General features: G+C 68.1%; 34 protein-coding genes. 31 read left to right on the top strand and 3 right to left on the bottom strand.

Annotation, left to right across the window (positions count from 1 at the left end):
• Positions 1-206: 206 nt before the first annotated feature.
• The 31 genes from rpsJ to RISW2_RS18070 all read left to right on the top strand — a co-directional run bounded on the left by rpsJ (position 207) and on the right by RISW2_RS18070 (position 19479).
• Complete coding sequence (rpsJ, locus tag RISW2_RS18220; protein ID WP_043773807.1) at positions 207-515, top strand: 30S ribosomal protein S10; 309 nt, start codon at positions 207-209, stop codon at positions 513-515.
• A gap of 13 nt (positions 516-528) precedes the next feature.
• A complete protein-coding gene (rplC, locus tag RISW2_RS18215) occupies positions 529-1395 on the top strand; it encodes a 50S ribosomal protein L3 (protein WP_043773804.1) in 867 nt (288 codons plus the stop codon).
• Positions 1392-2009, top strand: a complete 618-nt coding sequence (rplD, locus tag RISW2_RS18210) for a 50S ribosomal protein L4 (protein WP_043773802.1) — start codon at positions 1392-1394, stop codon at positions 2007-2009. Before rplC ends, rplD begins: the two co-directional genes overlap by 4 nt.
• Complete coding sequence (locus RISW2_RS18205; protein ID WP_043773799.1) at positions 2006-2302, top strand: 50S ribosomal protein L23; 297 nt, start codon at positions 2006-2008, stop codon at positions 2300-2302. The genes rplD and RISW2_RS18205 overlap by 4 nt, the downstream gene beginning before the upstream one ends.
• A gap of 257 nt (positions 2303-2559) precedes the next feature.
• Positions 2560-3402 carry a 50S ribosomal protein L2 gene (gene rplB, locus RISW2_RS18200; RefSeq protein ID WP_043773798.1) on the top strand — a complete coding sequence of 281 codons (843 nt, stop codon included), beginning with the start codon at positions 2560-2562 and terminating at the stop codon, positions 3400-3402.
• Positions 3403-3405: 3 nt separating this feature from the next.
• Entirely contained in the window at positions 3406-3684 is a 279-nt protein-coding gene (gene rpsS, locus RISW2_RS18195; RefSeq protein WP_043773797.1) for a 30S ribosomal protein S19, read from the top strand.
• Positions 3685-3687: 3 nt separating this feature from the next.
• The gene (gene rplV / locus RISW2_RS18190; RefSeq protein WP_043773796.1) at positions 3688-4068 is read left to right on the top strand and encodes a 50S ribosomal protein L22; all 381 of its coding nucleotides are present in this window, start codon (positions 3688-3690) and stop codon (positions 4066-4068) included.
• Entirely contained in the window at positions 4068-4775 is a 708-nt protein-coding gene (gene rpsC / locus RISW2_RS18185; RefSeq protein WP_043773795.1) for a 30S ribosomal protein S3, read from the top strand. Before rplV ends, rpsC begins: the two co-directional genes overlap by 1 nt.
• 13 nt (positions 4776-4788) lie before the next feature.
• Complete coding sequence (rplP, locus tag RISW2_RS18180) at positions 4789-5202, top strand: 50S ribosomal protein L16 (protein WP_043773794.1); 414 nt, start codon at positions 4789-4791, stop codon at positions 5200-5202.
• A 137-nt stretch (positions 5203-5339) separates the two neighbouring features.
• Positions 5340-5960 (top strand): TIGR02466 family protein, encoded by a 621-nt coding sequence (locus RISW2_RS18175; protein ID WP_043773793.1) that lies wholly within the window; start codon positions 5340-5342, stop codon positions 5958-5960.
• Between the two features lie 158 nt (positions 5961-6118).
• Entirely contained in the window at positions 6119-6325 is a 207-nt protein-coding gene (gene rpmC, locus RISW2_RS18170; RefSeq protein ID WP_043773791.1) for a 50S ribosomal protein L29, read from the top strand.
• A 14-nt stretch (positions 6326-6339) separates the two neighbouring features.
• The gene (gene rpsQ / locus RISW2_RS18165; RefSeq protein WP_043773790.1) at positions 6340-6570 is read left to right on the top strand and encodes a 30S ribosomal protein S17; all 231 of its coding nucleotides are present in this window, start codon (positions 6340-6342) and stop codon (positions 6568-6570) included.
• Between the two features lie 74 nt (positions 6571-6644).
• A complete protein-coding gene (rplN, locus tag RISW2_RS18160; protein WP_007427594.1) occupies positions 6645-7013 on the top strand; it encodes a 50S ribosomal protein L14 in 369 nt (122 codons plus the stop codon).
• A complete protein-coding gene (gene rplX / locus RISW2_RS18155) occupies positions 7013-7324 on the top strand; it encodes a 50S ribosomal protein L24 (protein WP_043773785.1) in 312 nt (103 codons plus the stop codon). The genes rplN and rplX overlap by 1 nt, the downstream gene beginning before the upstream one ends.
• The gene (gene rplE / locus RISW2_RS18150; protein ID WP_043773783.1) at positions 7317-7877 is read left to right on the top strand and encodes a 50S ribosomal protein L5; all 561 of its coding nucleotides are present in this window, start codon (positions 7317-7319) and stop codon (positions 7875-7877) included. Before rplX ends, rplE begins: the two co-directional genes overlap by 8 nt.
• A gap of 13 nt (positions 7878-7890) precedes the next feature.
• Positions 7891-8196, top strand: a complete 306-nt coding sequence (gene rpsN, locus RISW2_RS18145; protein ID WP_043773779.1) for a 30S ribosomal protein S14 — start codon at positions 7891-7893, stop codon at positions 8194-8196.
• 13 nt (positions 8197-8209) lie between these two features.
• Positions 8210-8602: a 30S ribosomal protein S8 gene (gene rpsH, locus RISW2_RS18140; RefSeq protein WP_043773776.1), complete on the top strand. Its 393-nt coding sequence runs from the start codon at positions 8210-8212 to the stop codon at positions 8600-8602.
• A 10-nt stretch (positions 8603-8612) separates the two neighbouring features.
• Positions 8613-9146, top strand: a complete 534-nt coding sequence (gene rplF, locus RISW2_RS18135) for a 50S ribosomal protein L6 (RefSeq protein WP_043773774.1) — start codon at positions 8613-8615, stop codon at positions 9144-9146.
• Positions 9147-9157: 11 nt separating this feature from the next.
• Positions 9158-9517 carry a 50S ribosomal protein L18 gene (gene rplR, locus RISW2_RS18130; protein ID WP_043773772.1) on the top strand — a complete coding sequence of 120 codons (360 nt, stop codon included), beginning with the start codon at positions 9158-9160 and terminating at the stop codon, positions 9515-9517.
• A 200-nt stretch (positions 9518-9717) separates the two neighbouring features.
• The gene (rpsE, locus tag RISW2_RS18125) at positions 9718-10305 is read left to right on the top strand and encodes a 30S ribosomal protein S5 (RefSeq protein ID WP_043773770.1); all 588 of its coding nucleotides are present in this window, start codon (positions 9718-9720) and stop codon (positions 10303-10305) included.
• A 3-nt stretch (positions 10306-10308) separates the two neighbouring features.
• Positions 10309-10497: a 50S ribosomal protein L30 gene (gene rpmD, locus RISW2_RS18120; protein WP_043773767.1), complete on the top strand. Its 189-nt coding sequence runs from the start codon at positions 10309-10311 to the stop codon at positions 10495-10497.
• Positions 10498-10682: 185 nt separating this feature from the next.
• Positions 10683-11126 carry a GFA family protein gene (locus RISW2_RS18115; RefSeq protein WP_043773765.1) on the top strand — a complete coding sequence of 148 codons (444 nt, stop codon included), beginning with the start codon at positions 10683-10685 and terminating at the stop codon, positions 11124-11126.
• 191 nt (positions 11127-11317) lie between these two features.
• On the top strand, positions 11318-11791 hold the full coding sequence (gene rplO / locus RISW2_RS18110) for a 50S ribosomal protein L15 (RefSeq protein ID WP_043773763.1): 474 nt from the start codon (positions 11318-11320) through the stop codon (positions 11789-11791).
• A gap of 111 nt (positions 11792-11902) precedes the next feature.
• The gene (gene secY / locus RISW2_RS18105; RefSeq protein ID WP_043773762.1) at positions 11903-13267 is read left to right on the top strand and encodes a preprotein translocase subunit SecY; all 1365 of its coding nucleotides are present in this window, start codon (positions 11903-11905) and stop codon (positions 13265-13267) included.
• On the top strand, positions 13264-13908 hold the full coding sequence (locus RISW2_RS18100; protein ID WP_043773760.1) for an adenylate kinase: 645 nt from the start codon (positions 13264-13266) through the stop codon (positions 13906-13908). The genes secY and RISW2_RS18100 overlap by 4 nt, the downstream gene beginning before the upstream one ends.
• 250 nt (positions 13909-14158) lie before the next feature.
• Entirely contained in the window at positions 14159-14527 is a 369-nt protein-coding gene (rpsM, locus tag RISW2_RS18095; RefSeq protein WP_043773757.1) for a 30S ribosomal protein S13, read from the top strand.
• 15 nt (positions 14528-14542) lie between these two features.
• Positions 14543-14935 (top strand): 30S ribosomal protein S11, encoded by a 393-nt coding sequence (gene rpsK, locus RISW2_RS18090; RefSeq protein WP_043773755.1) that lies wholly within the window; start codon positions 14543-14545, stop codon positions 14933-14935.
• 115 nt (positions 14936-15050) lie between these two features.
• A complete protein-coding gene (locus RISW2_RS18085; protein WP_043773753.1) occupies positions 15051-16067 on the top strand; it encodes a DNA-directed RNA polymerase subunit alpha in 1017 nt (338 codons plus the stop codon).
• Positions 16068-16189: 122 nt separating this feature from the next.
• Positions 16190-16612, top strand: a complete 423-nt coding sequence (rplQ, locus tag RISW2_RS18080; RefSeq protein ID WP_043773751.1) for a 50S ribosomal protein L17 — start codon at positions 16190-16192, stop codon at positions 16610-16612.
• 132 nt (positions 16613-16744) lie between these two features.
• Positions 16745-18136, top strand: coding sequence for a trypsin-like peptidase domain-containing protein (locus tag RISW2_RS18075; protein WP_043773749.1), 1392 nt, complete (start codon positions 16745-16747; stop codon positions 18134-18136).
• Positions 18137-18144: 8 nt separating this feature from the next.
• Positions 18145-19479, top strand: a complete 1335-nt coding sequence (locus RISW2_RS18070; RefSeq protein ID WP_043773747.1) for a replication-associated recombination protein A — start codon at positions 18145-18147, stop codon at positions 19477-19479.
• Positions 19480-19496: 17 nt separating this feature from the next.
• On the opposite strand, the gene RISW2_RS18065 is transcribed toward RISW2_RS18070, so the two are convergent.
• The 3 genes from RISW2_RS18065 to dgcN form a co-directional block, all read right to left on the bottom strand.
• On the bottom strand, positions 19497-20360 hold the full coding sequence (locus RISW2_RS18065) for a D-amino-acid transaminase (RefSeq protein ID WP_043773745.1): 864 nt from the start codon (positions 20358-20360) through the stop codon (positions 19497-19499).
• A 94-nt stretch (positions 20361-20454) separates the two neighbouring features.
• Positions 20455-21423: an N-acetyl-D-Glu racemase DgcA gene (dgcA, locus tag RISW2_RS18060; RefSeq protein ID WP_043773743.1), complete on the bottom strand. Its 969-nt coding sequence runs from the start codon at positions 21421-21423 to the stop codon at positions 20455-20457.
• Positions 21424-21523: 100 nt separating this feature from the next.
• On the bottom strand, positions 21524-22525 hold the full coding sequence (dgcN, locus tag RISW2_RS18055; RefSeq protein ID WP_043773741.1) for an N-acetyltransferase DgcN: 1002 nt from the start codon (positions 22523-22525) through the stop codon (positions 21524-21526).
• Positions 22526-22614: the final 89 nt, after the last annotated feature.

The following is a 22614-nucleotide window of genomic DNA, read 5'->3' as shown; positions in this document are numbered from 1 at the left end:
CTCGAAGATCATCGAGTAAGCCCCACAGGGCGAACCCGGCGGCCTGGCCGCCGGGACCACGAGACACGAGGGCCCATGGCCCGGCGGGCCCCGGATCGTTTCCGGGGCCGCGTCGGTCCGGCCGGCCCGACGCGGGTTCGACGAGGGGGCGGGGTGGTCCTGCTTCCTCCTCTCAACTCTCACCTGACCGATTGAAGGCCAGATACATGCAAAGCCAGAACATTCGCATCCGGCTCAAGGCGTTCGACTACCGCGTGCTGGACGCCAGCACGCAGGAGATCGTGAACACCGCCAAGCGGACCGGTGCCGACGTGCGCGGACCGATCCCGCTGCCGAACAAGATCGAGCGGTTCACCGTCCTGCGCGGCCCGCACGTGAACAAGAAGTCGCGCGACCAGTGGGAGATCCGGACCCACAAGCGTCTGCTCGACATCGTCGACCCGACGCCGCAGACCGTGGACGCGCTCATGAAGCTCGACCTCGCTGCCGGCGTCGACGTCGAGATCAAGGTGTAAGGAGGGCAAGCGCATGCGCTCTGGAATCATCGCGAAGAAGGTCGGCATGACCCGGCTCTTCATGGAGGACGGGAAGCAGGTTCCCGTGACCGTCCTCCAGCTCGACAAGCTGCAGGTCGTCGCCCAGCGGACCGTCGACAGCCACGGCTATTCGGCCGTCCAGCTCGGCACCGGCACGATCAAGGCGAAGAACGTCTCGAAACCGATGCGCGGCCATTTCGCCGTGGCCAAGGTCGAACCGAAGCGCAAGGTCGCGGAATTCCGCGTCGCGCCGGAGAACCTGATCGGCGTGGGCGAGGAGATCACCGCGGACCACTACTTCGCGGGCCAGTTCGTCGACGTCTCGGGCACCTCGATCGGTAAGGGCTTCGCCGGTGCCATGAAGCGGCACAATTTCGGCGGCCTGCGCGCCTCGCACGGCGTGTCGATCAGCCACCGCTCGCACGGTTCGACCGGCCAGTGCCAGGACCCCGGCAAGGTGTTCAAGGGCAAGAAGATGGCGGGTCACATGGGCGCCGTCCGCGTCACCACGCAGAACCTGCAGGTGGTGCGCACGGATGCCGAGCGCGGCCTGATCATGATCAAGGGTGCGGTTCCCGGCGCCAAGGGCGGCTGGGTCACCGTGAAGGACGCGGTCAAGAAGCCGACGCCCGAGGGCATCATCCTGCCCGCCGCGCTGAAGTCCGCCGCCGACGAGGCGAAGCGTCTTGCCGAGGAAGCCGCGAAGGCTGCCGAGGAAGAGGCCCGCGCTGCCGAGGAGGCACGTCTGGCCGAGGAAGCCGCGGCGCAGGAAGAGGCGCTGAAGGAAGCCGAGGCCGACATCAAGTCGGACCAGTCCGAGGATGGCGGCGACGCCCAGAAGAAGGACGGTGAGGAATGAAACTCGACGTGATCAAGCTCGACGGCGAGACCGCGGGTTCGGTCGACCTGGGCGACGAGATCTTCGGTCTCGAGCCGCGCGCCGACATCCTGCACCGCGTCGTCCGCTGGCAGCGCAACAAGGCGATGGCCGGCACGCACTCGACGCTCGGCCGGTCCGAGGTCAGCTACTCGACCAAGAAGATCTACCGCCAGAAGGGCACGGGCGGCGCACGCCACGGCTCGCGCAAGGCTCCGATCTTCCGCAAGGGCGGCATCTACAAGGGCCCGGTTCCGCGCAGCCACGCGCACGAACTGCCCAAGAAGGTGCGCCAGCTGGGCCTCAAGCACGCGCTGAGCGCCAAGGCGCGCGAGGGCAACCTCGTGATCCTCGACGCCGCGGAATCGGACGGCAAGACCAAGTCGCTCGCGGCGGCCGTGAAGAACCTCGGCTGGAAGCGCGCGCTCATCATCGACGGCGCCAGCGTCAACGAGGACTTCCTCCGCGCCGCTGCCAACATCGAGGGCCTGGACATCCTGCCCTCGATGGGCGCGAACGTCTACGACATCCTCAAGCGTGACACCCTGGTGATCACGAAGGCGGGGATCGAAGCTCTGGAGGCACGGCTGAAATGAGCGCGAAGGCTGAACATTACGACGTGATCCGCAAGCCGATCATCACCGAGAAGAGCACCATGGCGTCCGAGAACAACGCCGTCGTGTTCGAGGTGGCGATGGACTCGACCAAGCCGCAGATCCGCGACGCGGTCGAGGCGCTGTTCGGCGTCAAGGTCAAGGCGGTGAACACCTCGATCACCAAGGGCAAGGTCAAGCGGTTCCGCGGGCTCAAGGGCCGGCGCAAGGACACGAAGAAGGCCTACGTCACCCTGGTCGAGGGAAACACCATCGACGTGACCACCGGCCTCTGATAGAGAGCCGCGACTCACTGGCGTGGCCCCGGGGCTGATCCGGGGCCACGTCTTTTCATCGGGGGTCTGCCTGCCGCTATCCGGCGGAGTGGGGGCCCGGCGATGACGCGGAACGCGCGCTCGGCGCGGGTCCGCACCCCACCACCGGGGACCTTCGGGGCCCTACATCCGATGGCCGGATCGCTCCGGCCGACACCAGGCGGACAGGCGGGCCCGAGGGCACGCAGGCCGCCATCTGAAAACGGAAGACAGGAAGCATGGCACTCAAGTCGTACAAGCCGACGACGCCGGGCCAGCGCGGGCTGGTGCTGATCGACCGTTCGGAGCTGTGGAAGGGACGTCCCGTCAAGGCACTCACCGAGGGTCTGACGAAGAAGGGCGGCCGCAACAACACCGGACGGATCACCGCGCGGCGGCGCGGCGGCGGGGCGAAGCGCCTCTACCGCATCGTCGACTTCAAGCGGACGAAATTCGACATCCAGGGCATCGTCGCCCGGATCGAATACGACCCGAACCGCACCGCCTTCATCGCGCTGATCCAGTACGACGACGGCGAGCAGGCCTACATCCTCGCGCCCCAGCGCCTCGCCATCGGCGACCGCGTGATCTCGAGCGCGCGGGCGGACATCAAGCCGGGCAACGCGATGCCGTTCTCGGGCATGCCGATCGGCACGATCGTCCACAACATCGAGCTGAAGCCGGGCAAGGGCGGCCAGATCGCCCGTGCGGCGGGCACCTACGCCCAGTTCGTCGGCCGTGACGGTGGCTACGCGCAGATCCGGCTGTCGTCGGGCGAACTGCGCATGGTGCGCCAGGAATGCATGGCCACCGTGGGCGCGGTGTCGAACCCCGACAACTCGAACCAGAACATCGGCAAGGCCGGCCGCACGCGGCACATGGGCAAGCGCCCGAGCGTCCGCGGCGTCGTCATGAACCCGATCGATCACCCGCATGGCGGCGGCGAGGGCCGCACCTCGGGCGGCCGTCACCCGGTCACGCCCTGGGGCAAGCCCACCAAGGGGGCAAAGACGCGCGACCCGAACAAGGCGTCGTCCAAGCTCATCATCCGCTCGCGTCACGCACGTAAGAAAGGGCGCTAATACATGACACGCTCCGTCTGGAAGGGCCCCTTCGTCGACGCCTACGTCCTGAAGAAGGCCGAGGCCGCGCGCGAATCGGGCCGCAACGAAGTCATCAAGATCTGGTCGCGCCGTTCGACCATCCTGCCGCAGTTCGTGGGTCTCACCTTCGGCGTCTACAACGGCCACAAGCACGTGCCGGTGAACGTCTCCGAGGACATGATCGGGCAGAAGTTCGGTGAATACTCGCCGACCCGCACCTATTACGGTCACGCGGCCGACAAGAAAGCGAAGAGGAAGTAAGCCATGGGCAAGGATAAGAATCCCCGCCGCGTGGCGGACAACGAGGCGATGGCCAAGCTGCGCATGCTGCGCACGAGCCCGCAGAAGCTGAACCTCGTCGCTGCCATGATCCGCGGCAAGAAGGTGGACCGGGCGCTGACCGACCTGACCTTCTCGAAGAAGCGCATCGCGATCGACGTGAAGAAGTGCCTTCAGTCCGCCATCGCCAACGCCGAGAACAACCATGGTCTCGACGTCGACGAACTGGTCGTGGCCGAGGCCTGGGTCGGCAAGAACCTCGTGATGAAGCGCGGCCGTCCGCGGGCGCGTGGCCGGTTCGGCCGCATCATGAAGCCGTTCTCGGAAATCACCATCAAGGTGCGTCAGATCGAGGAGCAAGCCTGATGGGCAACAAGACCAATCCGATCGGCATGCGTCTGCAGGTGAACCGCACCTGGGACAGCCGCTGGTACGCCGACACCAAGGACTACGGCAACCTGCTGCTCGAGGACATCGCGATCCGCGAGTTCATCCACAAGGAAGCCAAGCAGGCGGGCGTGTCCCGCGTGATCATCGAGCGCCCGCACAAGAAGTGCCGGGTGACGATCCACGCCGCCCGTCCCGGTGTCATCATCGGCAAGAAGGGCGCCGACATCGAGGCGCTGCGCAAGAAGCTCGGCCGCATGACCGCGTCCGAACTTCACCTCAACATCGTCGAGGTGCGCAAGCCCGAGCTCGACGCACGTCTGGTGGGTGAATCGATCGCCCAGCAGCTCGAGCGCCGGGTGTCGTTCCGCCGTGCCATGAAGCGCGCGGTGCAGAACGCGATGCGCATGGGCGCCCAGGGCATCCGGGTGAACGTTTCGGGCCGTCTCGGCGGCGCCGAGATCGCGCGGACCGAATGGTACCGCGAGGGCCGGGTTCCGCTGCACACGCTGCGCGCGGACATCGACCACGCCAACGTGGAGGCGGTCACGCCCTACGGCATCATCGGGATCAAGGTCTGGATCTTCAAAGGCGAGATCCTCGAGCACGATCCCCAGGCACGCGACCGCCGCACGCAGGAACTGCAGGACGGACCGGCGCCGCGCGGCCCCGGCGGCCGTCGCTGAGGAGGGCTGAGACATGCTGCAACCCAAACGCACGAAGTTCCGCAAGCAGTTCAAGGGCCGGATCAAGGGCGAGGCCAAGGGTGGCTCCGACCTGAACTTCGGTACCTACGGACTGAAGGCGACCCAGCCCGAGCGCGTCACCGCGCGCCAGATCGAGGCTGCCCGCCGGGCCATGACGCGCCACATGAAGCGTCAGGGCCGTGTCTGGATCCGCATCTTCCCGGATGTGCCCGTGTCGGCAAAGCCGATCGAGGTCCGGATGGGTAAAGGTAAGGGTTCGGTCGACCGCTGGGCCTGCAAGGTCAAGCCGGGCCGCGTCATGTTCGAGATCGACGGCGTCAGCGAGGAGATCGCGACCGAAGCGCTGCGTCTCGCCTCGATGAAGCTGCCGATCAAGACCCGCATCGTGGTACGCGAGGACTGGTAAGTCCGTCCGCGCCCCGCGCAAGGCATCGAGGCCCCCGCCGGCGACCCGGCGGGGGCCTTTTCGCGTCCGGCCGATGTTCGGGGCAGGGGGCACCGAACCCCCTCGTCTAAGCCGCGCGCCTCGGCTATGACGGCGCCATGCCGAAGATCTCCTCGCTTTTCGCGACCCGCCTCTACCGCGCCCGCCTCTCCGACCACGGCCCCGCCGTGGACACCGGCGAGCTGGCCGCATCGTGCTATTCCATCGCAGAGGACGACGAGGCGGGGCAGGACTGGTGCGAGCGCGAAGGCTACCCGGGCTACACCTCCTATGCCTCGCTGACGGACCTGCCCTGGCGCTTCCCGATCTTCGCCGACGTGGTCAAGGCGCTGGATGCCCATGTCGCGTCCTTCGCGCGGGACCTGGCCTTCGACCTCGGTGACAAGGGCCTCGTGCTCGAGGACATCTGGATCAACATCCTGCCCGAGGGCGGCGCACATGGCAGCCACATCCATCCCCACTCGGTGATCTCGGGGACGACCTACGTGCAGATGCCCGAGGGGACGTCGGCGCTGCGCCTCGAGGACCCGCGCCTGCCGATGATGATGGCCGCACCGACGCGCCTCAAGGACTGCCCGGAAGAGCTCAAGACCTTCGTGTACCTCGCCCCCGAGGCCGGCGAGGTCCTGCTGTGGGAAAGCTGGCTGCGCCACGAGGTCCCCATGAACATGTCCGAGGACGAACGCATCTCGGTCAGCTTCAACTACAGGTGGGAATAGGTCCGCGACCGCCGGTCCGTCGACCATCCCAGGTTCGCGCTTGCAATGCGGGTGGATCCCGTCTATGCGGGCGCCTCATCCACGGACTCCACCGGAATCAGGGTGACCCTGCGCATGCGGGCGGGGGCCCTCCGGTGATGTTGAGAGAAAGGGGCGACATGAACGCCAGCGAACTCCGTGACAAGACGCCGGACGAACTCCGGGACAGCCTTGTCCAGCTCAAGAAAGAGGCCTTCAACCTGCGCTTCCAGCAGGCCACCGGCCAGCTCGAGAACACCGCGCGCATGCGGACCGTGCGCCGCGACATCGCGCGGGTGAAGACCGTGCTGAACCAGAAGGCCGCTGCCGCGGCCTCGGCTGAATAAGGGGGAGCGGACACATGCCCAAGCGTATCCTTTCAGGCACCGTGACCTCCACGGCGAACGCCCAGACCGTCACCGTTTCGGTCGAGCGCCGCTTCAAGCATCCGGTCCTGCAAAAGACGATCCGGAAGTCCAAGAAGTATCGCGCCCACGACGAGGCCGAGACCTTCAAGGTCGGAGATTCCGTCCGCATCATCGAATGCGCGCCGAAATCCAAGACGAAGCGCTGGGAGGTGATCGCCGAGTAGGCGAGCCACCTTTCGGTTAGATCGAAACCCCGGGGACTTAACCAGAACAGCCCCGGAAGGTCGGGAGAAACCACATGATCCAGATGCAGACCAATCTGGATGTCGCTGACAACTCCGGTGCCCGGAGAGTTCAGTGCATCAAGGTTCTGGGTGGTTCCAAGCGCAAGTATGCGTCCGTGGGCGACATCATCGTCGTCTCGGTCAAGGAAGCCATCCCGCGCGGCCGCGTGAAGAAGGGCGACGTCCGCAAGGCCGTCGTCGTGCGCACCGCCAAGGAGGTCCGTCGCGAAGACGGGACCGCCATCCGTTTCGACCGCAACGCCGCGGTGATCCTCAACAACGCGGGCGAGCCCGTCGGCACCCGGATCTTCGGACCCGTGGTGCGCGAGCTGCGCGCGAAGAACTTCATGAAGATCATCTCGCTCGCTCCGGAGGTGCTGTGATGGCTGCGAAACTCCGCAAGGGTGACAAGGTCGTCGTGCTCGCCGGCAAGGACAAGGGCAAGCAGGGGACCATCGCGCAGGTGATGCCGAAGGACGGCAAGGCCGTCGTCGACGGCATCAACATGGCGATCCGTCACCAGCGCCAGACCCAGAACGCCCAGGGCGGCCGCCAGCCGAAGGCGATGCCGATCGACCTGTCGAACCTCGCTCTGCTCGACAAGAACGGCAAGGCCACCCGCGTCGGCTTCCGCATGGACGGCGACAAGAAGGTGCGTTTCGCCAAGACCACGGGGGACGTGATCGATGCTTGATACCGCGACCTACACCCCGCGCCTTCGCCAGCTCTTCCGCGACGAGATCCGCGGCAAGCTGAAGGAAGAGTTCGGCTACAAGAACGACATGCAGATCCCCCGGCTCGACAAGATCGTGCTGAACATCGGCTGCGGTGCCGAGGCGGTCCGCGACAGCAAGAAGGCCAAGTCGGCACAGGAAGACCTGTCCCGCATCGCCGGCCAGAAAGCGGTCGTGACCAAGGCGAAGAAGTCGATCGCGGGTTTCCGCGTGCGTGAGGAAATGCCGCTCGGCGCCAAGGTGACGCTCCGCGGCGACCGCATGTACGACTTCCTCGACCGGCTCATCACCATCGCGATGCCGCGCATCCGCGACTTCCGCGGCGTGAAGCCCAGCTTCGACGGCCGCGGCAACTTCGCGATGGGCCTCAAGGAGCACATCGTCTTCCCCGAGATCGACTTCGACAAGGTCGACGAGGTCTGGGGCATGGACATCATCGTGACCACGACGGCCGCGAGCGATGCCGAGGCGAAGGCGCTTCTGAAGCACTTCAACATGCCGTTCACGGGCTGAAGGGAAAGATATCATGGCAAAGAAATCCATGGTCGAACGTCAGAAAAAGCGTGAGCGGCTCGTGGCGAAATACGCGGCCAAGCGCGCTTCTCTGAAAGAGATCGCAATCGACGAATCGAAGCCGATGGAGGAGCGCTTCAAGGCACGCCTGAAGCTCGCGCAGCTTCCGCGCAACTCCTCGCCGACCAGGCTGAACAACCGCTGCCAGCTGACGGGGCGTCCGCACGCCTATTACCGCAAGCTGAAGATCAGCCGGATCATGCTCCGCGAGCTCGGCTCGAAGGGCATGCTGCCCGGCATGGTCAAGTCGAGCTGGTAAGGAGGGCAGGCACATGAACGATCCTATCGGCGATATGCTGACCCGCATCCGCAACGCCGGCATGCGTGGCAAGTCCACCGTGTCGACGCCGGCCTCCAAGCTGCGCGCCTGGGTGCTCGACGTCCTCGCGGACGAGGGCTACATCCGCGGCTACGAGAAGGGCACCGACGAGCGCGGCCACCCGACGCTCGTGATCTCCCTCAAGTACTACGAGGGCGAGCCGGTGATCCGCGAGCTCAAGCGCGTCTCGAAGCCCGGCCGCCGCGTCTATCTCGGCGTCGAGTCCATTCCGCAGGTCCGCCAGGGTCTGGGCGTTTCCATCGTCTCCACGTCGCGTGGCGTGATGTCGGATGCGAGCGCCCGTGCCCAGAACGTGGGCGGCGAAGTGCTCTGCACCGTATTCTGAGGAGGGCGAGATGTCTCGTATTGGTAAGAAGCCGGTCGCGCTCCCCTCGGGGACCAGCGCCACCGTGTCGGGCCAGACCATCGAGGTGAAGGGGCCGAAGGGCACCCAGAGCTTCACCGCCACCGACGACGTGACGATCACGATCGACGAGGGCGCGGTCAAGGTTGACCCGCGCGGCAAGTCCAAGCGCGCGCGCCAGCAATGGGGCATGACGCGGACGATGATCGCGAACATGGTCCACGGCGTGCAGCAGACCTTCAAGAAGGACCTCGAAATCCGCGGCGTCGGTTACCGGGGTCAGGTTCAGGGCAACGTCCTGAAGCTGAACCTGGGCTACAGCCACGAGGTCGAATTCGCCATTCCGGAAGGGATTACCATCACCGCGGCGAAGCCCACCGAACTCTCTGTTGAAGGTCACGACCTTCAGCAGGTGGGCCAGGTGGCTTCGAACATCCGCGACTGGCGGCGCCCCGAGCCCTACAAGGGCAAGGGAATCCGCTACAAGGATGAGTACATCTTCCAGAAGGAAGGCAAGAAGAAGTAAGGACGGCGAACATGGCATACAGCAAGAGAGTGCAGTTCCTGAAGCGCCGTCTGCGCGTCCGGAACAAGCTGCGGGCGGTCAACGCGGGGCGCGTGCGCCTCACGGTCCACCGCTCGAACAAGAACATCAGCGTTCAGCTGATCGACGACGTGGCCGGCCGCACGCTGGCTTCCGCCTCGACCCTCGAGAAGGATCTGGGCGTCGTCGGCAAGAACACGATCGAGGCGGCGCAGAAGATCGGCGCCGCGATCGCCGAGCGGGCGAAGAAGGCGGGCATCGAGGAAGCCTACTTCGACCGCGGCGGTTTCCTGTTCCACGGCCGGGTCAAGGCCGTGGCGGACGCGGCCCGCGAGGCCGGCCTGAAGATCTGATCGGGTCCCCGGACCGTGATCCCTCGTGCGGCGGGCGCGTCCCGCCGCACGTGTTGCCGGGACCGGCGGACGCGGACCATCGCGTGCCCGGTTCCCTGCGGCGCAGGCGGGCCACCGGCCTGCCTCGATGATCGGGGGGCGCGTGCGCCCACTGCGATCGGACAACGGGCCCTGGCGCCCATGACGGAAAGGATGCCTTGATGGCAGAACGTGACAACAGACGGGGCGGCCGCCGCGACCGCGACGAGGCCCCCGAATTCGCCGACCGCCTGGTCGCGATCAACCGCGTCTCCAAGACGGTCAAGGGCGGCAAGCGCTTCGGCTTCGCGGCGCTCGTGGTCGTGGGTGACCAGAAGGGCCGCGTCGGTTTCGGCAAGGGCAAGGCCAAGGAGGTCCCCGAGGCCATCCGCAAGGCGACCGAGCAGGCGAAGCGCCGCATGATGCGCGTGCCGCTGCGCGAAGGCCGGACGCTGCACCACGACATCGAGGGGCGCCACGGTGCCGGCCGGGTCGTGATGCGCGCGGCGCCGCAGGGTACCGGGATCATCGCGGGCGGCCCGATGCGCGCCGTGTTCGAGATGCTGGGCGTGCACGACGTGGTCGCCAAGTCGCTCGGCTCGCAGAACCCCTACAACATGATCCGCGCCACCCTCGAGGGTCTCGGCAAGGAACAGTCCCCGCGCCACGTGGCCCAGCGCCGCGGCAAGAAGGTGTCGGACATCCTGCCCAAGCGCGAAGAGGCGCCGACCCACGGCGACCCGCAGACCCAGCTCGCCGAGGAGGCCTGATCCATGGCTAAGACCATCGTCGTCAAGCAGATCGGCTCGCCGATCCGCCGCCCGGACGTCCAGCGCCGCACGCTGATCGGTCTGGGGCTGAACAAGATGCACAAGACGCGCGAGCTCGAGGACACCCCCTCGGTGCGCGGCATGATCAACAAGATCCCGCACCTCGTGCAGATCATCGAGGAGCGCGGCTGAGCCCGCGCCTCCGCGAGGACAGCGATTTCGGACGCCCCGGCCCGCAACGGCCGGGGCGTTTTGCGTTCCGACGGCACGCGCGCGCGTGCATCCGAAAGTGTGTCTCGCCAAGCGCGCCCCGCTCTGGCCTCATGGGCGGGCGCGGACCAGAGAATGCCGCGCGCCACGAACGGGAGGAGCGAGAGATGTCCAGTCCCTACAAGGGCGGGTGCGAGCACGTGCACGTCACCGCCAAGGCCGAGCCGATCGACAACCACGAATGCCACTGCAACGTCTGCAAGTCCGTGACCGGGCAGCACACGACCCACGTGGCGTTCTTCAACTACGGCGACCTCGCCGTGGACCATCCCGAGAAGATGAAGCGCCAGCCGTTCAACGCGGACAATCCCGGCGGTCCGCTCGAGCTCTGCACCTGCACCGAGTGCGGCGCGCCGCTCATGCTCGACGACAAGCAGAAGCGCATCCGCGTCGCCGTGCCGAACGTCATGGGCTACGACGACGCGGCCTTCCCGGGCGCGAGCTACCACGCCTTCTGGGACGAGACGAAGGGCTACGACAAGCCGTCGGACGGGCGTCCCGTCTACGAGGGCCTGCGCCCCGACTTCTCCTGGCCGGCATCGGCCGCCTGAGGGGCGGGGCGCGACACGTCGTACCGGCGGTGCGGAATTTGCGGCGGGCGGGACTTGATCCCGCCCGCCGCCCTCGTCTATACGCCCCCGGTGGCGCCCCGATCCGGGGGGTCCGTATCCATCCGACCACCACACGCCGTGTTTGGCCCGCTCCGTCGCTGGGGGGCCACATCCGGCAAGGAGTAGCGACAATGAAACTGAACGAACTGCGCGACAATGACGGCGCGGCCAAGAAGGCCAAGCGCATCGGCCGCGGCGCCGGCTCCGGCAAGGGCAAGACCGGCGGACGGGGCATCAAGGGTCAGAAATCCCGCTCGGGCGTGGCCATCAACGGCTACGAGGGCGGCCAGATGCCGCTCTACCAGCGGCTGCCCAAGCGCGGCTTCAACAAGCCCAACCGCAAGTCCTACGCCGTCGTGAACCTCGGCCTGATCGAGAAGTTCGTCGAGGCGGGCAAGATCGACGCCGGCCAGACCATCACCGAGGACGCGCTCGTGGCCTCGGGTCTCGTGCGGCGCAAGAAGGACGGCGTCCGCGTCCTCGCCAAGGGCGAGCTCACCCGCGCCCTGACCATCGAGGTCACCGGTGCCTCCAAGTCGGCCGTCGAGGCCGTCGAGAAGGCAGGCGGCGCGCTCAAGGTGACGGCGGTTCAGCCGGCTGAATGAGGTGTTGTGGGCGGCTCCGCCGCCCATTACATGTCACCACGGGTTTTCCGGCGCCGCCCGTGAGCGAGGAAACGCTCCGGGCGGCGTTCGTCTGAAAGAGAGAGGCGTCACATGGCTTCCGCAGTCGAACAGATGGCCGCCAATACCAGTTGGGCGGCACTGGGCAAGGCCACCGACCTCCGCCGACGCATCTTCTACACGCTGGCGCTCTTGTGCATTTTCCGGCTCGGCACCTTCATCCCGGTTCCGGGCATCGACGGCGTCGCGCTGCGGGAGTTCATGGAAGGTGCCGCGGCCGGCATCGGCGGCATCCTGACCATGTTCACGGGCGGCGCCCTGGGCCGCATGGGCATCTTCGCCCTGGGCATCATGCCCTACATCTCGGCCTCGATCATCGTGCAGCTCCTCGCCTCGATGGTCCCCTCGCTTGAGCAGCTCAAGAAGGAGGGCGAGCAGGGCCGCAAGAAGATCAACCAGTACACCCGCTACGGCACCGTTCTGCTCGCGACGTTCCAGGCCTACGGGCTTGCCGTGTCGCTCGAGGCGGGCGACCTCGTGACCGATCCGGGCTGGTACTTCCGCGCCTCCACCGTCATCACGCTCGTGGGCGGCACCATGTTCCTGATGTGGCTGGGCGAGCAGATCACCCAGCGCGGCGTCGGCAACGGCATCTCGCTCATCATCTTCGTCGGCATCATCGCCGAGGTTCCCGCGGCGCTGGCGCAGTTCTTCGCCTCGGGCCGCTCTGGCGCGATTTCGCCGGCGGTCATCATCGGCGTGATCCTGATGGTCGTGGCGGTCATCATGTTCGTGGTCTTCATGGAGCGCGCGCTCCGGAAGATCACGATCCAGTACCCGCGCCGCCAGGTCGGCATGAAGATGACCGAGGCGCAGAACAGCCACCTGCCGGTCAAGGTGAACCCCGCGGGCGTGATCCCGGCGATCTTCGCCTCGTCGCTCCTGCTGCTGCCGGTGACGATCTCGACCTTCTCGGGCCAGCAGACCGGCCCGGTCATGTCCACGATCCTCGCCTATTTCGGCCCCGGACAGCCGCTCTACCTGCTGTTCTTCGCGGCCATGATCGTGTTCTTCGCGTACTTCTACACGTTCAACGTCTCGTTCAAGCCGGACGAGGTCGCCGACAACCTGAAGAACCAGAACGGCTTCGTGCCCGGCATCCGTCCGGGCAAGCGGACCGCGGAATACCTCGAATACGTGGTGAACCGCGTGCTGGTGCTGGGCTCCGCCTACCTCGCGCTGGTCTGTCTCCTGCCGGAGATCCTGCGCAACCAGTTCGCCATCCCGTTCTACTTCGGCGGCACGTCGGTGCTGATCGTGGTCAGCGTGACCATGGACACGATCCAGCAGGTGCAGAGCCACCTCCTGGCGCACCAATACGAAGGTCTTATTCAGAAGTCGCAGCTGCGCGGCAAGGGTAGGGCCCGCGGCAAGACGAAGGGACCAGCGCGCAGATGAACATCATACTTCTCGGACCGCCCGGCGCCGGCAAGGGAACCCAGGCCCGCCGGCTCGAAGAGACCCGCGGCATGAAACAGCTCTCGACGGGCGACATGCTCCGCGCGGCCAAGGACTCGGGCACCGAGATGGGCCAGCGCGTGGCCGAGGTGATGGCACGCGGAGAGCTCGTGACGGACGACATCGTCATCGGGCTGATCCGCGAGCAGCTGCAGGACCCGAACCCGTCGGGCTTCATCTTCGACGGGTTCCCCCGCACGCTGAAGCAGGCCGACGCGCTCGGCGAACTGCTGCACGAGATGGGGCAGGACCTCGACCGCGTGATCGAGCTGCGCGTGGACGACGACGCGCTCGTCGCCCGCATCACCGCGCGCTCGACCTGCGCCTCCTGCGGCGAGGTGTACAACGACCACACCAAGCCGATCCCGGCGGACGGCAAGTGCGAGAAGTGCGGCGGCACCGAGTTCAAGCGGCGCTCCGACGACAACGCGGAAAGCCTGCGCACGCGGCTCCTGGCATATTACAAGCAGACCTCGCCGCTCGTGGGCTACTATTACGTCAAGGGCGTGCACACGACCGTCGACGGGCTGGCCGAGATCGACGAGGTCGGCAGCCAGATCGTGGGCGCCCTCGACCTCTGAGCCGGGCCGGGGCGGACCCCTGGAGCCGCCCCTTCAGACTTCCGCAACACTTATCCGGTCCGGCGCTTGACGCTGGTATGGAATCGCACTAACCACCGCCATCTCCACCGGAGAATCGCGTTTGCCGCGCGGCGTGCCCGCCGGCAGATCACCTGAGCGACCTAGGGTCCGAGGGCGCCGCCGCCCAAGGGCCATATGTTGTGAAAAAAGGTTCTGGAGCTACGGAACCGCAACGAAGAGGAATACCGACTTGGCACGTATTGCCGGCGTCAACATCCCGACCAACAAACGGGTGCCGATCGCCCTGACCTACATCCACGGTATCGGCCACTCCGCCGCGCGCGACATCTGCGCCGCGGTGAACATCGACGAATCGCGTCGCGTGAACGAACTCAGCGATGCCGAACTCGTCGCGATGCGCGAGCATATCGACGCGAACTTCACCGTCGAGGGCGACCTCCGCCGGGAAGTGCAGATCAACGTCAAGCGCCTGATGGACCTCGGCTGCTACCGCGGCCTGCGCCATCGTCGCAACCTGCCCGTGCGCGGTCAGCGCACCCACACCAATGCCCGCACCCGCAAGGGCCCGGCAAAGCCGATCGCCGGCAAGAAGAAGTAAGGGAGGGCAGGACCAATGGCACGTGATCCCCGTCGTGGAGGCAAGAAGAAGGTCTCCAAGAACATCGCAGCTGGCGTCGCGCATGTGAATTCCAGCTTCAACAACACCAAGATCCTGATCTCGGACGTGCAGGGCAACGCGATCTCGTGGTCGTCGGCCGGCACGATGGGCTTCAAGGGCTCGCGCAAGTCGACGCCCTACGCCGCCCAGCTCGCCGCTGAGGACGCCGGCAAGAAGGCGCAGGAACACGGTGTGAAGACCCTCGAGGTCGAGGTCCAGGGCCCGGGTTCGGGCCGCGAGTCGGCGCTGCGCGCGCTGGCCGCAGTGGGCTTCAACATCACCGCGATCCGCGACGTCACGCCGATCGCCCACAACGGCTGCCGCCCGCCCAAGCGTCGCCGCGTCTGATCGGACATGTCTTTGTGCCGGGGCCGCACGCGGGTGCGGCCCCGGCATGCCGTCACAACCTCGGGCGTCTCCGGCCTTACGGACATGGAGCCGGGACAGGAATGGAGGTCACCACATGATCCACAAGAACTGGGCCGAACTGATCAAGCCGACACAGCTGGAGATCAAGCCCGGCAACGATCCGACGCGCATGGCCACGGTCATCGCCGAACCGCTCGAGCGGGGCTTCGGCCTGACGCTCGGGAACGCGCTGCGCCGCGTGCTGCTTTCCTCGCTGCAGGGCGGGGCGATCACTTCGGTGCAGATCGACAACGTCCTGCACGAGTTCTCCTCGGTCGCGGGCGTCCGCGAGGACGTCACCGACATCGTCCTGAACCTCAAGGGCGTGTCGCTCCGCATGGAGGTCGAGGGACCGAAGCGGCTGTCGATCTCGGCCAAGGGCCCGGGCGTCGTGACCGCAGGCGACATCTCGGAATCGAACGGCATCGAGGTCCTGAACAAGGACCACGTGATCTGCCACCTCGACGAGGGCGCCGACCTGTTCATGGAGCTGACCGTGAACACCGGCAAGGGCTACGTCTCCGCGGACAAGAACAAGCCCGAGGACGCGCCCATCGGCATGATCCCGATCGACGCCATCTACTCGCCGGTCAAGAAGGTCGCCTACGACGTGCAGCCGACCCGCGAGGGCCAGGTGCTCGACTATGACAAGCTGACCATGAAGGTCGAGACGAACGGCGCGGTCACGCCCGAGGACGCCATCGCCTACGCGGCGCGCATCCTGCAGGACCAGCTGTCGATCTTCGTCAACTTCGAGGAGCCCGAGAGCGCATCGCGCGACGACGGCGACGACGGGCTGGAGTTCAACCCGCTCCTGCTCAAGAAGGTCGACGAGCTCGAACTGTCGGTCCGCTCGGCCAACTGCCTCAAGAACGACAACATCGTCTATATCGGCGACCTCATCCAGAAGACCGAAGCCGAGATGCTCCGCACCCCGAACTTCGGCCGCAAGTCGCTGAACGAGATCAAGGAAGTGCTCTCGGGCATGGGCCTGCATCTCGGCATGGACGTCGAGGACTGGCCGCCCGACAACATCGAGGACCTGTCCAAGAAGATGGAAGACTCGTTCTGATCCCGGTTGCGGCGGGCACGTCCCGCCGCACCGTCACGACCCGGGCATGACTGCCCCAAGGAGAGCGGACCCGAATGTGAGGGACCGCCGGACAAAGCAAAACACGCGCTAGGAGATTTCACATGCGTCACTCGCACGGCTACCGCAAGCTCAACCGCACCCACGAACACCGCAAGGCGCTCTGGGCGAACATGGCGGGCTCGCTCATCGAGCACGAGCAGATCAAGACCACGCTGCCCAAGGCCAAGGAACTGCGCCGGGTGATCGAGAAGCTCGTCACCCTCGGCAAGCGCGGCGACCTGCATGCCCGCCGGCAGGCGGCCGCCCAGCTCAAGCAGGACATCCACGTCGCCAAGCTCTTCGACGTCATCGGTCCCCGCTACGCCGAGCGCCAGGGCGGCTATGTCCGCGTCCTGAAGGCCGGCTTCCGCTACGGCGACATGGCACCCATGGCGATCATCGAATTCGTCGATCGTGACCCCGAGGCGAAGGGCCGCGCCGACCGCGAGCGCGTCGCCGCCGAGGAGGCGTCGGCCGAGGACTGATCCTCGCCCGCACCGATCCGATCACGAGGGGCTCCGCCGGCACCGGCGGGGCCCCTTGCCGTTCCGGCGCCTTGCAATCCGGGGCCGGCGCGGACATATCCTGCCCCCGATGCGCCGTCGGAGGAGCCCCGCATGCTGCGTCCGTTCATCACCGTCCTGATCCCGCTGGTGCTCGTGCTTGCCCCGGCCGCCGCCCCGGCCCAGGAGCGCGTGCCGCAGGACGCGTCCGAGATCACCCTGACCTTCGCCCCCCTCGTGCGCGAGGCGGCGCCCGCCGTGGTCAACATCTACGCGAGCCGCGTGGTCGAGGCGCGCAGCCCCTTCCAGGACGATCCGATCTTCCGCGACTTCTTCCGCAGCTTCGCGCCGGGCCGGCCGCGGGTGCAGAACTCGCTCGGCTCGGGCGTGATCCTGTCGCCCGACGGGATCGTCGTGTCGAATTTCCACGTGGTGGGGCAGGCGACCGACATCCGCGTGGTGCTGAACGACCGCCGCGAATACTCGGCCCGCGTGCTTCTCGGGGACGAGGAGGCGGACCTTGCCATCCTCAAGATCGAGGGCGCGCCGGATCTGCCGCATCTCGAGCTGCGCGACAGCGACGACGTCGCGGTGGGCGAACTCGTCCTCGCCATCGGCAACCCGTTCGGCGTGGGGCAGACGGTGTCATCGGGCATCGTGTCGGGGCTCGCGCGCTCGGGCACCGCCACCGGCAACGCGCGCGGCTACTTCATCCAGACCGACGCGCCCATCAACCCGGGCAATTCCGGCGGCGCGCTGATCGACGTCTCGGGCCGGCTCATCGGGGTGAACACCTCGATCCTGACCCGCTCCGGCGGCTCGAACGGCATCGGCTTCGCCATCCCCGCGGCCCTGGTGCGCCAGTTCGTGGCGCAGGCCGAGGCCGGGCGAGAGAGCTTCCAGCGGCCGTGGGCGGGCCTCACCGGACAGCCCGTGGATTCCGACCTCTCCGAGAGCCTCGGCCAGACCGTGCCCGAAGGCATCCTGATCTCCGACATGCACCCCGCCTCGCCCTTCGCGGCGGCGGGGGTCGAGGTGGGGGACGTCATCGTCGCGGTCGACGGCCGCGCCGTGAACACCCCGCCCGAGATGATCTACCGCCTCTCCGTGCGGGGGATCGGCGCCACCTCCGCGATCGAGATCCGCCGACGCGGCCAGACGCTGACCCTCGAGGTGGCGCTCGGGCCCGCGCCCGAGGACCCGCCGCGCGACGCGGTCAGCCTCGACGAGCGCGCGGTCCTGCCGGGGCTCACGGTCGCCCGCGTGAACCCCGCCGTGATCGCCGAGCGCGACCTGCCCCTCGGCACCGAGGGCCTCGTCGTGCTCGATCCCGGCCGCTGGGGCGCGCGCGCGGGCCTGCGCGCGGGCGACGTGATCCGGGCCGTGAACGGCCGCGCGCTCGACCATCCGCGCCAGGTGGCGCCGGCGCTTGCCGCAGCGCTGCCGCGCATCGCCATAGAGGTCGAGCGCGGCGGCCGCCCCGTCCTCCTGCGCTTCCGCGCCTGAGCCCGCCCATGGCCGATCTCTTCGACCGCGACACCCCGGAGGCCGGACCCGGCCGCGACGATCCCGCGCGCCGCGCGCCGCGGCCGCTCGCGGACCGGCTCCGGCCGGCGCGGCTGTCGGAGGTGATCGGCCAGCAGGCGGTCATCGGTCCCGACGGCCCGCTCGGCGTGATGCTCGCCTCGGGCGCGCTCTCGAGCCTGATCTTCTGGGGCCCGCCCGGCGTCGGCAAGACCACCATCGCGCGGCTCCTCGCCGACGAGACCGACCTGCATTTCCACCAGATCAGCGCCATCTTCTCGGGCGTGGCCGACCTCAAGAAGGTGTTCGAGGCCGCCCGCCAGCGCCGCCGCACGGGGCAGGGCACGCTGCTCTTCGTCGACGAGATCCACCGCTTCAACAAGGCGCAGCAGGACAGCTTCCTGCCGCACATGGAGGACGGCACCATCCTCCTCGTCGGTGCCACCACCGAGAACCCGTCCTTCGAGCTGAACGCGGCGCTCCTGTCGCGCGCGCAGGTCCTCGTGCTGGAACGGCTCGGCGAGGACGAGCTCGAACGCCTCGCCGCCCGGGCCGAGGCCGAGGCCGGCCGCGCCCTGCCGCTCGACCCGGACGCGCGCCGCGCGCTGCTCGGCATGGCCGACGGCGACGGCCGCGCGCTCCTCAACCTCGTGGAACAGGCCTTCGCCTGGCGCACCGACACACCGCTCGACACCGAGGCGCTGCGCACGCGCCTGACCCGCCGCGCCGCGCAATACGACAAGTCGGGGGACGCGCACTACAACCTCATCTCGGCGCTGCACAAGTCGGTGCGCGGCTCCGATCCCGACGCGGCGCTCTACTGGTTCGCGCGCATGCTCGACGCGGGCGAGGACCCCCGCTACCTCGCGCGGCGCATCACCCGCATGGCGGTCGAGGATATCGGCCTCGCCGACCCGCAGGCCCAGGCCATCTGCCTCGAGGGCTGGGCGACCTACGAACGCCTGGGCTCGCCCGAGGGCGAGCTCGCCCTCGCGCAGGCGCTGGTCTACCTGGCCCTCGCTCCCAAGTCGAACGCGGTCTACACCGCCTACAAGGCCGCCCGCCGCGCCGCCCGGTCGACCGGCTCGCTGGTGCCGCCCAAGCACATCCTGAACGCGCCGACGAAGCTCATGAAGGACCAGGGCTACGGCGCGGGCTACGCCTACGACCACGACGCGGACGAGGCGTTCTCTGGACAGGACTACTTTCCCGAAGGCATGGAGCGGGCGGATTTCTATGCGCCCGTGGAGCGTGGCTTCGAGCGCGACCTCGGCAAGCGCGTCGCCTATTTCGCGAAGCTGCGGAAGGAGCGGGGCGGCGGCTGACCGCCCCGCCGCCCGCGTCAGATCGCGGCCTTGAGGCTCTCGTCGAGGTAGATCTCGCGCAGCCGCCTCGCGCGCGGCCCGGGCGTGCCGTCGCCCAGCGTCACCCCGTCGATCTCCACCACCGGCATGACGAAGGTCGAGGCCGAGGTGATGAACGCCTCGTCCGCCTCCTGCGCCTCGGCGATGGTGAAATCGCGCTCCTCGACCTCCATCTGCGCCTCGGCGGCATAGCGCAGCACCGCCGCGCGGGTGATCCCGTGCAGGATGTCGTTCGACAGCGCCCGCGTCACGATCCGGTTGCCCTTGACGATGTAGGCGTTGTTCGAGGTGCCCTCGGTGACCGCGCCGTCCTCGACCATCCAGGCATCGTCGACACCGGCCTTCTTGGCCATCATCTTGCCCATGGACGGGTAGAGCAGCTGCACCGTCTTGATGTCGCGCCGGCCCCAGCGCTGGTCCTCGATCGAGATCACGCGCATGCCGCGCCGCGCCGCCGGGCTGTCGGCGAGCCCGGGCTTGGCCTGCGTGAACAGGACCACCGTGGGCGTCGTCGTCTCGGGATCGGGATAGACGAAGTCGCGGTCGCCCGGCGCGCCGCGGGTGATCTGCAGGTAGACGAGCCCCTCGTCGATCCCGTTCACCCGCACGAGTTCGCGGTGGATCTCGAGAAGCTCCGCCTCCGCCAGCGGGTGCGGCATCTCGAGCTCGTCGAGCGACCGCGCCAGCCGCTTCGCATGGCCCGCGAAATCGATGAGCTTGCCGCCCAGCACGCTCGTCACCTCGTAGACGCCGTCGCCCATCAGGAAGGCGCGGTCGAAGATCGACACCTTCGCCTCGCCCTCGGGCAGGTATTCTCCGTTCACGTAGACGGTGCGGCTCATGCGGATCTCCTCGGCTTGCCCTGTCGGTCTCGTGTGGTCGTCCTAGCCGCTCGCGCCCCCGCCGCCAAGCGGCGGCGGCGCCGCGCGCGGGGCCTCAGCCCCAGAGCGCGGCCTCCGGCGGGTGCACGCCCGCGGCGTCGAAGACGAGCGGCGGATCGCGGTCCTCGGCCAAGAGGAGCGGCCCGTCGAGGTCGGTCACCATGGCGCCCTGCGCCACCAGCACCGCCGGCGCCATGGCCAGCGACGAGCCCACCATGCAGCCCACGAAGATGCCGAAGCCCGCGCGCTCGGCCTCCGCCCGCAGCGCGAGCGCCTCGGTCAGCCCGCCGGTCTTGTCGAGCTTGATGTTCACCACGTCGTACCGGCCCTTCAGCGAGGGCAGCGAGGCGCGGTCATGGCAGCTCTCGTCGGCGCAGACCGGCACCGGCCGCGCGATGCCCTCGAGCGCCTCGTCCGCGCCGGCGGGCAGGGGCTGCTCCACCAGCGCGACGCCCAGCCGCTCGAGATGCGGCGCGAGATCGGCGTAGATCTCCGCGCTCCAGCCCTCGTTCGCGTCGACGATGATGCGCGCGTCCGGCGCCCCCGCCCGGACCGCCTCGAGCCGGGCCATGTCGTCGGGCGTGCCGAGCTTCACCTTCAGGAGCGGGCGGTGGGCGTGTTTCGCCGCCGCCGCGCGCATTTGGTCGGGCGCCTGCAGCGACAGGGTATAGGCGGTGATCTCGGGCCCCGGCGCGGCGGCGAGCCCGGCCAGTTCCCATGCCCGCCGGCCGGACCGCTTCGCCTCCAGGTCCCAGAGCGCGCAGTCGACGGCGTTGCGCGCCGCGCCCGCGGGCAGCAGGTCCTGCAGCGCCGCCCGGTCGAAGGACGCGGGCAGCGACGCGATCTGCGCCTCGACGCTCTCGAGCGTCTCGTCGTAGCGGGCATAGGGCACGCATTCGCCCCGTCCCGCGGCGTCGCCGTCCCGCACGGTCACGGTCAGGACCTTCGCCTCGGTCCGCGACCCGCGGCTGATGGTGAACGCCTCCGCCAGCCGGAACACGTCTCGCTGCACGTCGATCTGCACGGCCGTCCCTCCTTCTTCTTGGGTCAAATATCCCCGCCGGAGGCTCCGCCCGCGGGGCAGGGCGCGCCGCCGGGACGGCCGCGCGCCCCCGTGGGCGTCCTCAGAGCGCCTGCAGCGCCGCGATCAGCGGCTGCGTGCCGTGCCGGTAGGGGTCGACCGCCGGCAGGCCCATGCGCGCGGACACCTCCTCGAGATAGGCCTCGGCCTCCGCGTCAGACAGTGCCGCGGTGTTGACCGAGATCCCCACCACCTGGCAGTCGGGGTTGGCGATCTTCGCCATCTGCAGGCCCAGGTCGCGCAGGTCCTCGAGCGCCGGCAGGCCGTAGCCCGGCAGCCCGCGCATGTGCGTGCGGGTGGGCTCGTGGCACAGGATCAGCGCGTCGGGCTGCCCGCCATGGATCAGCGCCAGCGTCACGCCCGAGAACGACACGTGGTAGAGCGAGCCCTGGCCCTCGATCACGTCCCAGTGGTCCTCGTCGTTGTCCGGCGTCAGCCACTCGATCGAGCCCGCCATGAAGTCCGCGATCACCGCGTCGAGCGGCACGCCCTCGCCGGTGATCAGGATGCCGGTCTGGCCCGTGGCGCGGAAGGTCGACTTCATGCCGGCCGCGCGCATGTCGCGGTCGAGCGCCAGCGCCGTGTACATCTTGCCGATCGAGCAGTCGGTGCCGATCGCCAGCACCCGCTTGCCGCGCCGCTTCTCGCCGTTGGCGATGGGATACTCCACCGCCGGCACGCGCACGTCATGCAGCGTGCGGCCGGTCGCGGCCGCCTTCTCGCTCAGGTCGGTCTCGTTCCGCAGCAGGTTGTGCAGCCCCGAGGCGAGGTCGAAGTCCTGGTCGAGCGCGTCGAGCAGCACTTCCTTCCACGAGGCCGAGATCTTGCCGCCGCGGTTCGCGACGCCGATCACCAGCGTCTTGGCGCCGGCCGCCTTCGCCTCGGCCAGCGTCATGTCCGGCAGCTTCATGTCGGCCTTGCAGCCCTCCATGCGGAACTGCCCCACGCAGTTCTCCGGGCGCCAGTCCTTGATGCCCTGCGCGACCTTGGCGGCCAGCGGGTCGGGCGCGTCGCCCAGGAACAGCAGGTAGGGTGTTTCGATCATGGCGCCCTCCGGTAGGATCGTTTCGCGCGACCGTGCCGCGCCCCGGGCGGGAGTGTGTCGCAAATCGCGCCACTTTCCAGCCCGTGACG

Origin of the sequence: Roseivivax isoporae LMG 25204 (genome assembly GCF_000521865.1) — a bacterium.
GTDB classification, from domain to species: domain Bacteria; phylum Pseudomonadota; class Alphaproteobacteria; order Rhodobacterales; family Rhodobacteraceae; genus Roseivivax; species Roseivivax isoporae.
This window is presented reverse-complemented; position numbering and strand designations above follow the sequence as displayed.